Annotated in this window: 11 protein-coding genes; 2 read left to right on the top strand and 9 right to left on the bottom strand. The window is 62.0% G+C overall.

Annotated features, from left to right (window positions below; all coding sequences use genetic code 11):
* Window positions 1-16 precede the first annotated feature (16 nt).
* Both HP556_RS05810 and HP556_RS05815 read right to left on the bottom strand, forming a co-directional pair.
* On the bottom strand, window positions 17-2,191 hold the full coding sequence (locus HP556_RS05810; RefSeq protein WP_175366249.1) for a xanthine dehydrogenase family protein molybdopterin-binding subunit: 2,175 nt from the start codon (window positions 2,189-2,191) through the stop codon (window positions 17-19).
* An 11-nt stretch (window positions 2,192-2,202) separates the two neighbouring features.
* Entirely contained in the window at window positions 2,203-2,652 is a 450-nt protein-coding gene (locus tag HP556_RS05815) for a (2Fe-2S)-binding protein (RefSeq protein WP_093756882.1), read from the bottom strand.
* Between the two features lie 384 nt (window positions 2,653-3,036).
* Between HP556_RS05815 and HP556_RS05820 the strand changes: the two genes are divergently transcribed.
* Entirely contained in the window at window positions 3,037-4,536 is a 1,500-nt protein-coding gene (locus HP556_RS05820) for an ATP-binding protein (RefSeq protein WP_175366250.1), read from the top strand.
* Window positions 4,537-4,542: 6 nt separating this feature from the next.
* Here the strand turns inward: HP556_RS05820 and HP556_RS05825 are convergent, their stop codons facing one another.
* A complete protein-coding gene (locus HP556_RS05825) occupies window positions 4,543-5,982 on the bottom strand; it encodes a helix-turn-helix domain-containing protein (protein ID WP_175366251.1) in 1,440 nt (479 codons plus the stop codon).
* Between the two features lie 146 nt (window positions 5,983-6,128).
* Between HP556_RS05825 and HP556_RS05830 the strand changes: the two genes are divergently transcribed.
* A complete protein-coding gene (locus HP556_RS05830) occupies window positions 6,129-7,766 on the top strand; it encodes an isocitrate lyase (protein WP_175366252.1) in 1,638 nt (545 codons plus the stop codon).
* A gap of 125 nt (window positions 7,767-7,891) precedes the next feature.
* Here HP556_RS05830 and HP556_RS05835 read toward each other — a convergent pair whose 3' ends face one another.
* The 6 genes from HP556_RS05835 to HP556_RS05860 all read right to left on the bottom strand — a co-directional run bounded on the left by HP556_RS05835 (window position 7,892) and on the right by HP556_RS05860 (window position 14,102).
* A complete protein-coding gene (locus tag HP556_RS05835; RefSeq protein WP_175366253.1) occupies window positions 7,892-8,179 on the bottom strand; it encodes a YciI family protein in 288 nt (95 codons plus the stop codon).
* Window positions 8,180-8,244: 65 nt separating this feature from the next.
* Window positions 8,245-9,216, bottom strand: coding sequence for a sugar ABC transporter substrate-binding protein (locus tag HP556_RS05840; protein ID WP_120293316.1), 972 nt, complete (start codon window positions 9,214-9,216; stop codon window positions 8,245-8,247).
* Between the two features lie 36 nt (window positions 9,217-9,252).
* Window positions 9,253-10,227 (bottom strand): ABC transporter permease, encoded by a 975-nt coding sequence (locus HP556_RS05845; protein ID WP_089265507.1) that lies wholly within the window; start codon window positions 10,225-10,227, stop codon window positions 9,253-9,255.
* Window positions 10,224-11,174, bottom strand: coding sequence for an ABC transporter permease (locus HP556_RS05850; RefSeq protein ID WP_115030321.1), 951 nt, complete (start codon window positions 11,172-11,174; stop codon window positions 10,224-10,226). The genes HP556_RS05845 and HP556_RS05850 overlap by 4 nt, the downstream gene beginning before the upstream one ends.
* On the bottom strand, window positions 11,167-12,705 hold the full coding sequence (locus HP556_RS05855; protein WP_175366254.1) for a sugar ABC transporter ATP-binding protein: 1,539 nt from the start codon (window positions 12,703-12,705) through the stop codon (window positions 11,167-11,169). Before HP556_RS05855 ends, HP556_RS05850 begins: the two co-directional genes overlap by 8 nt.
* Window positions 12,702-14,102, bottom strand: coding sequence for an FAD-linked oxidase C-terminal domain-containing protein (locus HP556_RS05860; RefSeq protein WP_175366255.1), 1,401 nt, complete (start codon window positions 14,100-14,102; stop codon window positions 12,702-12,704). Before HP556_RS05860 ends, HP556_RS05855 begins: the two co-directional genes overlap by 4 nt.
* Between the last annotated feature and the right edge of the window lie 16 nt (window positions 14,103-14,118).

Here is a 14,118-nt window from a genome sequence, read left to right on the forward strand (position 1 = left end):
CATGGCGACGCGTCGGTTACGCAAAGATGATGTCGTGATTCTTCAGCGGCACGGAACGGATGCGCTTGCCGGTCGCGGCAAAATAGGCATTCAGCACGGCCGGCGCCGCCACGCAGATCGTCGGTTCGCCGACGCCGCCCCAGAAGCCGCCCGATGGCATCAGGATCGACTCGACCTTCGGCATCTCCTTCATGGTCATCGACTGATAGGTGTCGAAGTTTTCCTGCTCGATGCGACCACCCTTCACAGTGCATTCGCCATAGAACAGTGCCGAGAGGCCATAGACGAACGAGCCCGCGATCTGTCGATCGATCTGCCAAGGATTCACCGCGTAACCGGGATCCGTGGCGGCAACGATGCGATGGATCTTGATCTTGTTGCCGCCCGTCACCGAAATCTCCGTAGCAGCCGCAACATAGCTGCCGAAGCCCATGTGCTGGCAGATGCCGCGGAACACGCCTTGCGGCGCCGGCGTCGTCCAGCCGATCCTCTCCGCAACCGCATTGAGCACCGCGAGATGCTTCGGATGCTTGGTCATCAGCTTGCGACGGAATTCGAGCGGGTCCTGACCGACCGAATGCGCGAGTTCGTCCATGAAGCTTTCGAGATAGATCGCATTCTGGTTAACGTTGACGCCGCGCCAGAAGCCCGGCGGCACATGCGGATTGCGCATGGAATGGTCGATCAGCAAATTCGGAACAGTGTAGCCGATCGCTGCCTCACCGCTGGCATTCAGACCCTGGAATGTGACGGGATCCATCCCGTTCTGCATTCCCTCGGGACGCACACTGGCCAGGATCGACTGGCCTGAGATCCGCATGTGCAAACCGATCAGATTGTTATCGGCATCGAAGGCGCCGACCAGCTTGCTCTGCGTAATCGGATGATAGCGGCCGTGCAGCATGTCCTCTTCGCGCGACCACATCAGCTTGATCGGCGTGCCGGGCATCTGCTTGGCGATGGCCACCGCCTGACGGACGTAATCAGTCATGCCGCGCCGACCGAAGCCGCCGCCCGGCATGATCTTGTAGACCTCGCATTTGTCGCTCGGCAGCCCTGACGCTTCGACTGCGGCCGCAAACACGGCTTCGCCGTTCTGCGTCCCGGTCCAGACCTCGCACTTCTCCTCCGTATAGAGCACCGTCGCGTTCATCGGCTCCATGGTGGCGTGGTTCTGATAGGGATAGGCGTAGACCGCTTCCACCGTCTTCGCAGCACCCGCAAACGCTGCTTTGACATCGCCAGCCTTGTTGCCGACAAAAGCGGGCTGCGCAGCGTCCAGGCCTTCCTGCAGCCACTTGGCGATGGACTCGCTGGACACGCTGGCGTTCTTGCCGTCGTCCCAGACGACCGGCATCGCTTCCAGCGCCGACTTGGCGTGCCACCACGTATCAGCGACCACAGCGACGGCGCTGTCGCCGACGCGCACGACCTTCTTGACGCCTTTCATGCCCAGGATCTTGCTGTCGTCGAAGCTCTTCAGCGTGCCGCCGAACACCGGGCAATCCTTGATCGCGGCATTGAGCATTCCCGGCAGCTTGATATCGGCGCCGTAGACCATCTTGCCGTTGGTTTTCTCGACCGTATCGAGCCGCTTCAGCGGTTTGCCGGCGATGGTCCAGTCCTTGGGATCCTTCAGCTTGACGTCGGCCGGCGGCTGCAGCTTAGCAGCCGCTTCCGCGACCTTGCCGTAAGTGATGGTGCGCCCCGACGGGACATGGGTGATGACGCCCTTGCTGGTGGCACATTCCGACACGGGCGCGGCCCACTCATTGGCTGCCGCCTGGATCAGCATCAGGCGCGCAGCCGCGCCGCCTTTGCGGACGTAATCATGCGAAGTGCGAACGCCGCGGCTGCCGCCGGTGGAAAAGTCCCCCCAGACGCGCTTGCGTGCGACACTTTGCCCGGGCGTAGGATATTCCGTCGTCACCTTGGACCAGTCGCATTCAAGTTCTTCAGCGACCAATTGCGCCAGCCCCGTGAGCGTTCCCTGCCCCATCTCGGACCGCGCGATACGCACGACAACGGTCTCATCAGGCCGGATCACCACCCAGGCATTGACCTCAGGCGTACCATCGGCCGCATAGACTGCGGTCGGCCCGCCAAAGGGAATACCGAGCGCGAGGCCACTGCCGATAGCAGCAGTTCCCAGGACAAACGAACGGCGATTGAGTTGCGGAGCATGACCCATGACCATCTTCCTCAAGCGCTTGCAGCGGCGTGAATCGCTTCACGGACCTGCTGGAACGTGCCGCAACGGCAGATATTGGTGATGGCGAGGTCGATATCCTCATCGGTCGGCTGCGGCACTGTCTCCAGCAGCGCTGCAACTGCCATGATCATGCCGCTCTGGCAGTAACCACATTGCGGCACATCATGATCGATCCAGGCCTGCTGCACCTTGTGCACGGCCCCCTCGGACGCAAGGCCCTCGATCGTCGTGATCTGCTTTCCGATCGCCTCACTGAGCGCCATGCTGCAGGAACGGACCTGCTGGCCATCGACATGAACGGTGCAGGCGCCGCATTGGGCGACGCCACATCCGTATTTTGTCCCTGTCAGCCCGGCATTTTCGCGGATCGCCCATAGCAATGGCGTGTCCGGTTCTGCATCGATCTCGTAGGTTCGTCCATTGATCGTGAGGCTTGCCATCGCATTTCCCCGGGTCGTGGCGCATATCGCCGTTGCAGCAACCTCCCCTGAAACTGGAAGAATTCCAAATCAAATGTTTGGTGACTGCGGCGCCCGAAGATTCCAGCGATGTCCCTGCCTTGCTGACGTCACAGTTACGTCACGCGGGATTTTCTGTTTGCTGACGCTCTATCACCGCGGGTCGAACACAACGCGATCATGCAAGGAAACCGCCTGAGATTGCCATTGGCAAAACCGGGCACCGCCGTGTGCAGAACATCGCCGATTCGCTGTCGCGATTTACTTGGTGAGAGTTGCGCGGAACACGGGATGATAGCCGTGCGCCGCTCGACGCGCTGTGGCCGGGTTGGTAAGCCCTCTCTACAAGGAGACCTGAGTCGAGACATGACCGTTGCGATCGAGATGGGGCATACGACGTCAGGCGCCCCGGCGGCTCTGGACCTTGAGGAACTGCTGGCGACGCGTCTGCTCGTACAGGGCAATTCGGGTTCCGGAAAATCGCATCTGCTGCGCCGGCTGCTCGAACAGAGCGCCCCATGGGTGCAACAAACCATCATCGACCCTGAAGGCGATTTCGTCTCGCTGGCGGAGCGATTCGGTCATCTGGTGATCGATGCCGAGGCGCATACCGAACGCGGGTTGCAGGTGGCCGGCGAGCGCGCGCGCATGCACCGCGTCTCCACAGTGCTCAATCTCGAAGGGCTGGATGCCGAGAATCAAATGCGCCGCGCCGCCGCCTTTCTGGGCGGGCTGTTCGACGCGCCTCGCGACCATTGGTATCCGATGCTCGTGGTGGTGGACGAGGCACAGCTGTTCGCCCCGGCCGTTGCCGGCGAGGTGTCCGACGAAGCGCGCAAACTATCGCTCGGCGCCATGACCAACCTGATGTGCCGCGGCCGCAAACGCGGCCTTGCCGGCGTCATCGCGACACAGCGACTGGCGAAGCTCGCCAAGAACGTCGCGGCCGAAGCGTCGAATTTCCTGATGGGTCGCACCTTCCTCGATATCGATATGGCACGCGCCGCCGATCTTCTCGGCATGGAGCGACGGCAGGCCGAATCCTTCCGCGACCTCGAGCGCGGCCAGTTCATGGCGTTGGGTCCCGCCCTCTCCCGTCGTCCGCTGGGCCTGCGCATCGGCGTCACCGAAACAAGTCCGCGCAATGCGACCCCACGCCTGATGCCGCTGCCGGAAGCGACACTCGACGACGTCCGCGCCACGATTCTCGCAGCGCCCCCGCCGGAGCCGGTCCGGCCGCAGCGCCGCGCACCGTCATCGCCGGATCTGCTTGGCCAGCTCATGGCGGCGAAGTCCGCAGCGCTGGAAATTCGGCCGGACGTGGCGGAGACGCCGATCAGCGCCGAGGAACTGGCGGAGCGGCGCATGCGCGTCGACCGCGTGTTGCAGGCCCTGATGGCGGAGCCCGATGCAGGCTTCCGGGTGGTCGGCGTGCTCTATCAGGAATTCGTGGTCCGCTGCCGCATCGAGGGTCTCGGTGCCGCCGTGCCGGACCTCGACGACTTCCGCCGCATGCTGACACGCGCCCGCGCCGGGCTCGGCTCCGACATGACCAACGATGACGGCTGGCAAGACGTCTCGGTCCGCGCCTCGATTCTGCCGGAGGATATGCAGGGCGTTTTCATGATGATCGCCCGCGCCGCCAAGGAAGGCTGGCCCTGCCCGAGCAATGCCGCGATCGCCCGCGCCTACGGCTCGCATTCGCTACGCCGCGCACAGCGCCTGCTGAACTATATCGAGGAGCAAGGCCTCGTCGTCTGTCAGCTCGATGGCGCCGGTCGGCGCATCGTGACGCTTGTCGAACTGGCGTGGGCTACGGCGCCCGGCGATCCCAACGCCGAGGAAGCTGCGGCCGAGCAGGCCTGAGCCGTTTCAGTCCGCCGAGAAGCCGAACGGAACGTTCAGCGTCCTGAAATCATCGGGCAGCAGTTCGCGCCCGATCGGAAGCGCCGAGCGCGCAGCACATCTTGGACGATGACAGACACGGCATGCAACGCCGATCGGCGTGGGCGCATCCGGACGCGGCGCCGATGCGTCGCGCGTATAGATCAACTGGCCGGCATGTTCGGCTGCGCAACCGATCGCGATGGCGCGCTCGACGCGTTGTGCGCCGTAACCACCACCGCCAGCCGTGACGGTGCGGGCGATCGAAAAGAAGCGCTGCCCATCCGGCAATTCCAGCCACTGCGTGACGATCTGGCGCGGCGTTTTGAAAACGTCATGCACTGACCACAGCGGGCACGCGCCGCCGTGCTTGGCAAATGGAAAGCCGGCGCCGTCGAGCAGCTTTGAGATGTTGCCAGCGGGGTCGACGCGGATCAGGAAGAACGGGACTTTCTCGGCGCCCGGCCGCTGCAAGGTCGTGATGCGATGCGCGGTCTGTTCGAAGCTGGCACCGAATTGGCGCGCCAGTGCTTCGAGATCGTAGCGACGGGTCTCGGCGGCGCGCGCGAAAGCCGCATAGGGCATGATCAGCGCCGCAGCGGCGTAACCCGCGAGCGCCCGGCGCGCCAGCAGTTCAGCGCTCTTGGTGGTGAACTGGCCGTCTTCGAGCGCGGTGCCGATCTCGTTTTCCATTTCGAGATAGGCGAGTTGCTGCGCCAACTGGAAATGGAGGCTTGCGGTATCGAGCGAATCCTCAAGTAGCAATTGCTTGCGATGCAGATCCAGTCGCCTGACCGAGCCGAGCATGACGTCCGGCGGTAGATAGCGCACTTGCAGCTTATGCCGGGTCTTGAGACGCTCGACGAAACCGCTCGGCCCCGACGTCGCCTGCACAAGACGTTCGGCCACGTCGTCGATCACAGCGAAATTGTTGCGGCGAGCTGCCAGAAACCGCCTGACCTCGGCCACGGGATCGTTGGCATCATAGCCCTCGCTATCCGAAGACGACGCGCCACCGGTGAGCGCCGGTGCGCGCCGATCCGCCAGCGCGAGCTGCTCCTCGCGATAGGCGGTGTAGAGGCGCAGGAACGCCTCGGCCATGCCGGGATAGCTCACCGCGAGATCGCTGATTTCGAGCGCGGGGATATCGATGTCCGAGAACATCGGCTCTTTCAGGATCGACTGCATCCGCGCCGTATTGTCGGCACCGCCATCGCCAGCCAGATCGGCGAGATCGATCGTGTAGGTGCGCGCCAACCGAAGCAGCATGTCGGCCGTCATCGGCCGCTGGTTGCGCTCCAGCAAAGCGACATAAGGGGCCGAAATTTCCAGATCGGCCGCCATATCGGCCTGGGTCAGGCCCAGATCGCGCCGAAGCCGCCGGATTCGCGGCCCCATGAACACCGAACGACCTGCCGAGGCGGCCATCGCACACTCCAATACCTTGTAACTACTTTACAGCCTTACACGTTCAATTTGTAAAGTATGACAAGTTATCTGCGTTCCGTCTAGCGGCTGGCGATCCCGCGATTACAACCAAGGACAGGTTTTCGTCAGCCAAAGGGATCGAGACAATGAACTTCCAGCCACGCGGGATCAGCAACCAGACCATCCTCGGCACCGGCTCCTATCGGAGCGAAATCGAGGCGGCGTCGGCGCTGCTCAAGACCAAGGACACCTGGAACGGCGTGACCGCCGAAGCGGTCGCACGCATGCGCCTGCAGAACCGCTTCAAGACCGGTCTCGACGTTGCACGCTACACGGCATCGCTGATGCGTGCCGACATGGCCGCCTATGATGCAGACACCACCAAGTACACCCAGTCGCTCGGCTGCTGGCACGGCTTTATCGCGCAGCAGAAGCTGATCTCGGTCAAGAAGCATTTCGGCACCACCGACCGCACCTACCTGTACCTCTCGGGCTGGATGATCGCGGCGCTGCGCTCGGAATTCGGCCCGCTGCCGGATCAGTCGATGCACGAGAAGACTTCGGTCCCGGCTCTGATCGAGGAGCTCTACACCTTCCTTCGTCAGGCTGACTCGCGCGAGCTCAACGACATCTTCCGCAGCCTCGACGCCGCTCGTAAGGCTGGCGACAAGGCAAAGGAAGAAGAACTGATCAACAAGATCGACAACTTCCAGACCCACGTCGTTCCCGTCATCGCCGATATCGATGCCGGCTTCGGCAACGCGGAAGCGACCTATCTGCTCGCCAAGAAGATGATCGAAGCCGGCGCCTGTGCGCTGCAGATCGAGAACCAGGTCTCGGACGAGAAGCAGTGCGGCCATCAGGACGGCAAGGTCACCGTGCCGCACGAGGTCTTCCTCGCGAAGATCCGCGCCTGCCGTCACGCCTTCCTCGAAATGGGCGTCGAAGACGGCATCATCGTCACCCGCACCGACTCGCTCGGCGCTGGCCTCACGCAGCAGATCGCCGTCAGCCACAAGCCGGGCGACCTCGGCGACCAGTACAACAGCTTCCTTGATTGCGAAGAAATCGATGCTTCAAAGATCGGCAACGGCGACGTCGTTATTACGCGTAATGGAAAGCTGATGCGCCCGAAGCGTCTGGCCAGCAACCTGTACCAGTTCCGCGAAGGCACGGGTCAGGACCGCTGCGTGCTCGACTGCATCACCTCGCTACAGAACGGTGCCGACCTTTTGTGGATCGAAACCGAGAAGCCGAACATCGAGCAGATCGCCAAGATGGTCGATCGCGTTCGTGAGGTGATCCCGAATGCGAAGCTGGCCTACAACAACTCGCCGTCGTTCAACTGGACGCTCAACTTCCGTTGGCAGGTCTATGACGCGATGAAGGAAGCCGGCAAGGATGTCAGCAAGTACAACCGCGCCGAACTGATGAAGGTGGAGTACGACAGCACGCCGCTGGCGGTCGAAGCCGACGAGCTCATCCGGACATTCCAGGCTGATTCAGCCAAGCGTGCCGGCATCTTCCATCACCTGATCACGCTGCCGACCTATCACACGGCTGCGCTGTCCACCGACAACCTCGCCAGGGAATATTTTGGCGAACAGGGCATGCTGGGCTACGTCAAGAACGTCCAGCGCGCGGAAATCCGTCAAGGCATCGCCTGCGCGAAGCATCAGAACATGGCTGGTTCGGACATCGGCGACGAGCACAAGGAATACTTCGCCGGTGAAGCAGCCCTGAAGGCGGGCGGCGCGCACAACACGATGAACCAGTTCGGCTAATCGTTACAGTTCAGCTCATCGTAAAACCAGCCTGAGATCCTAGCGGATCTCAGGCTTTTTCGTTATCGGGCTCAAATGCCGAACGACTGCCTCACCGACAGGCAAGGCGCCGGCCTCCATTCCGGTTATCCCTGTCGGCGCAGGAAGCCGGTAATCGTGACGGTCTGCCAGATGCCGACGGTAAAGAACGGATCGGCGTGATGAAATCTTTCGACCGCCGCGCGGTCAGCGGCCTCGACGAGAAACAGACTGCCAATCATGGTCTGGCCGTCATCGGCTGTCAGCGGACCGGACATGACGATCGTCACGTCATAGGCCGAGGTGTCGGACAAAAAGGCCTTGTGAGCCTCGTAGTGAGACAAGCGTTTGTCGAGCGCCCCGGCATGATCGACGGCATGGATGGCAAACAGCATGCGTAGCTCCTGAAAGACAGAAGACGGCCGCCGACCTGCGACGACCGCCTGAAGTGTCGAAGATATTACTTGGTGCCGAGCTTAGCAGCCTCGTCCCAGCTCGGGCAGGTCCGCGATTCCAGCGGCACGTCGTAGGGCTGATAGTTCTCCTTGCCGATCACCGTGGGCTTGAGAACGATCTCGGTGATCACCGGCTCGTTGCGCAGCGAACGAATGGCGATCATCATGCCGAGGCATCCCTGCATGAAACCATTGTAGTCGCCGCTCGCCAGCAGCTTCCCGGACTTGATCGCGTCGATTGCCTCCTTGGTACCATTGACGCCGATGACCTGGGCTTTGCGATTGGCACCATCGAGCGCCTCGATCGCACCGATCGCCATCGCATCATTGGCAGCCAACACACCGTCGATCTGAGTATTCGACTGCATGAGATTCTCCATGACCTGGAGCGCCTGCAGCCGCTGATAATTGCCCGGCTGCGACGCCAGCAGCTTGGCTCCCGGATTTTCCTTCAAGGCGTCGTTGAAGCCGCGGACGCGGTCGATGCTCGTCAAGGATCCTTTGACGCCCTCAATGATCACAAAGTTGCCCTTGCCGCCGAGCGTCTTCAGCAGATAGCGCCCGGTCTCCAGACCCAGACTGTAGTCATCGGCGCCGACAAAGGCGACAAACTTGCCACCGGCGGAACGATCGGTCACGTTGACCACCGGGATCTTTGCGTCATTGATTTTCTCGACACCGGGGACCATCGCCTTGTAGTCGACCGGAATGAAGACAATCGCCGACGGCTTCTTCACCACCACGTCCTCAATCTGGCTGAGCTGCTCCGGGATGCTGTCCGGCTTGGTCGGGATATAATGCAGCGTCTTTGCCTTCATCGCCTTGGCGGCTGCGTCGGACCCGACTCGCACGGTCTGGAAGTACGGATTGGTCTGGTTTTTCGTAAACACCGCGATCGTCTCGCCGTCAGCGAATGCGTGAGATGAGAGTGATGTCGTCAGAAGCAATGCAGCAAGCGCGCCATAGGCCTTCTTCATAGTCGTTCCCTCCGTTTTGTTTTTGAGATCGAACACTTACGCCGCACGGCGCCGTGTTTTCATATCCAGCCATACTGCCAGAATGACGATGACGCCTGTCACCAGTGGCTGCCAACTCGCGTTGACCGACAACAGGTTCATGCCATTGAGGACCAGGGTCAAAATGAGTGCGCCAACGAACGTGCCAAACACCGTTCCGAGACCGCCGAACAGCGAGGTGCCCCCGATCAGAACCGCCGCGATCGCCGGGAGTGTCAGGCTTTCTCCGATGTCGGCTTCGGCAGAGTTCAGTCGCGCAAGAAAGATGATCGAGGCGAGCCCGGCCATCGCCCCCGACACTGTGTAGACCAGCAGAAGCCGGCGAGCGACGGGAATACCCGACAACCGCGCGGCAACCGGGTTGGCGCCGATGGCATAGATTTCCTGTCCCCACGTGGTGCGCTGCGCGAAAATGGTTCCGATGGCGAGGAAGACCAGCAACAGATAGACCGGGATCGGAAGACCGAGAAAATAGCCACTGCCGATCTGGCGAAAGCCAGCCGGGAAACCGTGCATGGTCTCTCCGCCCATGTACCAATAAGTGATGCCGTGCAGTACCCACAACATCCCGTAGGTCGCAATGAAAGATGGGATTCGAAGCGCCGTCACCATCACGCCGTTCAACATCCCCACCGCGCCACCGACGCCGATGCCTGTCAGTACCCCCAAGGTCGGCGAGCCCGTCTGATGAATCACCGTTCCGGCAATACAGGCGGAAATGGCGACATTGGCACCAATCGAAAGGTCGAGGCCACCTGTCAGCACCACCAGCGTCAGGCCCGACGCAATGAAGAACAGCAGACTCGCCTGACGCAGGACGTTGAGGATGTTACCGAGACTGAAGAACGAGTTGGTCAGGATGGTCAGCGCCGCACAGATCAGAAACGCAGCGAGCAGGCGATAGAATACCTGGATCATCTCGTCGGAGAGCAACATTCGCCCGCCCGTGATCGGCTTTGAGATATCGGTCATGATCGGCTCCGCAATCCATCGACGAACAAGGCTGCAATCACCAGCAAGCCGACGCTTGCCACCTGAATCGAAGACGGCAGCGCCAGCAGATTCAATCCGTTGCGCAACACGCCTACGGTGACCACGCCGAGCAAGGTGCCGAGCAGCCAACCATTGCCGCGCTCGAACGACGTGCCGCCGACGGCAACCGCAGCGATGGCATCGAACTCGAGACCGAGGCCAGCGGTTGGATGCCCGGAGTTCATGCGCGCAGTCATCAGGAGACCGGCCAGACCGACCATGGCGCCGCCGAGCGCGTAGACGAGGATCAGCAAGCGACGTGCCGAGATACCGGCGAATTTCAGCGCTTCACGGTTGCCGCCGAGCGCGAAAATGTAAGTCCCGAAACGCGTGTGGTAGAGCAATCCATGGAAGGCAAGGTAGCTTCCCAGTCCCAACACGATCGGAAGCGGAACCCCGCCGAGCGTCCCGGAATAGACGCCGCGAACGGCGGCCGGCATGCCAACGACGCTCTGGCCATCGCTGACGATCAGCGAGAGGCCCTGAGCCATCCCGAGTGTGCCCAGCGTGGCGACAAAAGGGGGAATGCCGACAACGGCCACCAGCCAGCCGTTGATCGTCCCGAACACGATTCCGACGGCCAGAGCCGCAAGCAGGCCGAGCAGCAACGAGCCAGTGGCCAAGGCAACGATGGCGACGATCAGCGAGGTCAGCGTCAACACTGCGCCCATCGACAGGTCGAGACCTTCGGTCATGATGATCAGCGTCATCGGCAGCGCCAGCATCAGCAGAATCGTCGATTGGACGAGCACGTTGGAAATATTCGGCACCGTCAGGAAGCCGGGTGTCATCAGGCTGAAGACAACACACAGCAGCACCAGCATGACGGCAACGCCGGGAATCCGCTGAAGCGGATTGGTGTTCAATACCATCGCTTGTTCACGCATGATGCATCCCCAACTTCACGATCTTTTCCTCACTCAGTTCGTGGCGAGCCAGTTCACCCGCGATCCGTCCGTCGCACATGACATAGGCGCGATCACAGACGTGGCAGATTTCCGCCTGCTCCGACGAGATCATCAGCGCAGCGGCACCATCCGCGACCAGTCGGTCGATGAGCGCGAAGATCTCGGCTTTCGCTCCGACATCGATGCCCCGTGTCGGTTCGTCGAAGATGAACAGCTTGGCGCCGGCGGCCAGCCATTTGCCGATGACGACTTTCTGCTGGTTGCCGCCGGACAGAAGACCGACGGCCTGCTTGTCCGATGGGGTCACGATCCTCAACTGCCGGATCAGATCATTGGCAACCTGCCTGGATTTCCCCTGATCGAAGAAGCCACGCGGAAAGATCTTGCGTAGCGCGGAAACGATCAGGTTGTCTCCGACGGAGCGGATCAGAGCCAGACCTTCGGCCTTGCGGCTTTCCGGAATCAGCGCGAGCCCCAGCCTGGCAGCTTCGTCCGGGCCACCGGATTTCTCCTGGCCGTCGAACAGGATTTGTCCCGCGGTCGCCTTGTCGGCTCCGAAAATGGCCCGCACCACTTCCGTGCGCCCCGAGCCGACCAGCCCGCACAGCCCAACAATCTCGCCTTGCCGCACCACCAGGTCGATGCCCGCAATGCCCGAGGCAGAAGAGAGGCCCCTCACCTCGAGCATGACCTTGCCAGGGGACTCGGCGAAGGTCCGTGGATAGCTCATATCGACGCTGCGACCGACCATCATCCGGACCAGATCGTCCGACGACACGGCGCCGGGTTTTACCTCGTCGATACGGCGCCCATCGCGCAGCACCGTGATGCGGTCACCGAGCGAGAATACTTCTGCCATGCGGTGCGAGATGTAGATGATGGCAACGCCATCCGCCTTGAGCCGCGCGATCAGCGCAAACAGCAATTCCGTCTCGCGGTCGGACAGCGCCGCCGTCGGCTCATCCATCACGAGAATTCGCGCGTTCTGGCTGATGGCCTTCGCAATTTCCACCATCTGCTGCTGGGCGACGCCCAGCTTCTCGATCCGGATCGCCGGATCGATGTCGAATCCAATCGAATCCAGCACGCGCTTGGCATCGGCCAGAATTTTCTTGCGATCGATCGTGCCGGGAACACGTCCTGCCGGCTCGCGTCCAAGGAAGATGTTCTGCGCGATGTCGAGATAGGGGACCAGCGAAAATTCCTGGAAGATGACGGCGATGCCGAGCTTCTGCGCATCGGCTGGCGACGCGATCTCGACTGTCTCGCCGTTGTAGTGGAACGAGCCGTGATCGGCGCGATAGGCCCCGCACAGCACTTTCATCAGGCTCGATTTGCCTGCTCCGTTCTCGCCGAGCAGCATATGCACCTCGCCTGGCCAGACCGAGAACGACACATCGTCGAGTGCCTTCACTCCCGGGAATTCCTTGGAGATGCCGCGCAGTTCGAACAGCGGCGGCGCCGCCTGAACGATCGACACGGCAGCCTTGGACTGTGCAAGTTGCGTCATGCCAGCACCGCTGCATTGGGCAAGAAGATCTTGCCGGGGTTCATCATGCCTTTCGGATCGATCGACGCCTTGATGCCACGCATGATATCGACGGCGTCGCCGAGCTCGTCCTGGAGGAATCCGATCTTGCCGGTACCGATGCCGTGTTCGCCGGTGCAGGTGCCCTCCATCGCGATCGCCCGCGCCACCAACCGCGCGTGCAGCGCCTTGGCGCGCGCGACTTCGTCGGCATTATCCTGATCGATCAGGATCAGCAGATGGAAATTCCCGTCGCCGACATGGCCCACCACAGGCGCGATCAGTCCGTTGGCATCGATGTCGCGGCGGGTTTCGGTCAGGCATTCCGTCAGCCGTGAGATCGGCACGCAGACATCCGTGATCATGGCCTTGGCGCCCGGCTTCAGGCTGAGACCCGCATAGAGCGTGTTGTCGCGGGCATGCCACAGCTTCGTCCGTTCTTCGGCGGCCCGCGCCCATTGGAAGCCCTGGCCGTCATGTTCGGCGGCGATCGCCTCCGCCAGTTCGGCTTGCTCCGCGACACTCGCCTCGGTGCCGTGGAATTCAAAGAACAGCGTCGGCGCCTCGCGATAGCCAAGTTTGGAATAACCATTGATGCCGCGCATCATGATTTCATCCAGCAGCTCCATCCGCGCGACGGGAATGCCCGACTGGATCACCTCGATCGCGGCATCGATCGCCTGATCGAGCCGCTCGAAACTGCAGACCGCGGACGAGATCGCCTGCGGCCATGGATGCAGCTTCAGAGTGATTTCGGTGATGACGCCGAGCGTGCCCTCGGAGCCGACGAACAGCCGGGTGAGATCGTAACCGGCTGACGATTTACGGGCGCGCTGGCTGGTACGGATCACCCGCCCATCCGGCAGCACGACTTCGAGCGCAAGCACGTTGTCCTTCATGGTGCCGTAGCGGACGGCCATAGTCCCGGACGCGCGCGTCGAGGTCATGCCGCCGATCGACGCATCGGCGCCGGGATCGATCGGAAAGAACAATCCGGTGTCGCGCAGATGCGCATTGAGTTGCTTGCGGGTGATGCCAGGCTGCACGACAACGTCGAGGTCTTTGTCATGCACCCGGAGCACGCGGTTCATCCGCGCAAGATCGATACAGACGCCGCCAGCCACCGATGCCGCGTTGCCTTCGAGCGAGGTGCCCGCGCCGAATGGAACGACCGGCATACCGAGCTCGCCGCAGAGTTTCACGATCTCAGCGACTTCCTGCGTGGTCTCCGGAAACACCACGACGTCCGGTGGACGACTGGCGTGATAGGCCTCGCTGCGGCCGTGATCATCGAGCACGCCGCGCGCGATCGTCGCGCGCGCCCCAATGATCTCGTTCAGACGGACCACGGCCGTCTCGGCGCTCACTGGCGCTCCCATAGCATCCTCCCCTTCC

It is taken from the genome of Tardiphaga robiniae (genome assembly GCF_013359755.1).
In the GTDB taxonomy this organism is placed as follows: Bacteria; Pseudomonadota; Alphaproteobacteria; order Rhizobiales; family Xanthobacteraceae; genus Tardiphaga; species Tardiphaga robiniae.

Bases quoted from the DNA above. Each gene is read 5' to 3' on its own strand.
- HP556_RS05810 (WP_175366249.1), bottom strand. From the start codon at position 2,191: ATGGGTCATGCTCCGCAACTCAATCGCCGTTCGTTTGTCCTGGGAACT.
- HP556_RS05815 (WP_093756882.1), bottom strand. From the start codon at position 2,652: ATGGCAAGCCTCACGATCAATGGACGAACCTACGAGATCGATGCAGAA.
- HP556_RS05820 (WP_175366250.1), top strand. From the start codon at position 3,037: ATGACCGTTGCGATCGAGATGGGGCATACGACGTCAGGCGCCCCGGCG.
- HP556_RS05825 (WP_175366251.1), bottom strand. From the start codon at position 5,982: ATGGCCGCCTCGGCAGGTCGTTCGGTGTTCATGGGGCCGCGAATCCGG.
- HP556_RS05830 (WP_175366252.1), top strand. From the start codon at position 6,129: ATGAACTTCCAGCCACGCGGGATCAGCAACCAGACCATCCTCGGCACC.
- HP556_RS05835 (WP_175366253.1), bottom strand. From the start codon at position 8,179: ATGCTGTTTGCCATCCATGCCGTCGATCATGCCGGGGCGCTCGACAAA.
- HP556_RS05840 (WP_120293316.1), bottom strand. From the start codon at position 9,216: ATGAAGAAGGCCTATGGCGCGCTTGCTGCATTGCTTCTGACGACATCA.
- HP556_RS05845 (WP_089265507.1), bottom strand. From the start codon at position 10,227: ATGACCGATATCTCAAAGCCGATCACGGGCGGGCGAATGTTGCTCTCC.
- HP556_RS05850 (WP_115030321.1), bottom strand. From the start codon at position 11,174: ATGCGTGAACAAGCGATGGTATTGAACACCAATCCGCTTCAGCGGATT.
- HP556_RS05855 (WP_175366254.1), bottom strand. From the start codon at position 12,705: ATGACGCAACTTGCACAGTCCAAGGCTGCCGTGTCGATCGTTCAGGCG.
- HP556_RS05860 (WP_175366255.1), bottom strand. From the start codon at position 14,102: ATGGGAGCGCCAGTGAGCGCCGAGACGGCCGTGGTCCGTCTGAACGAG.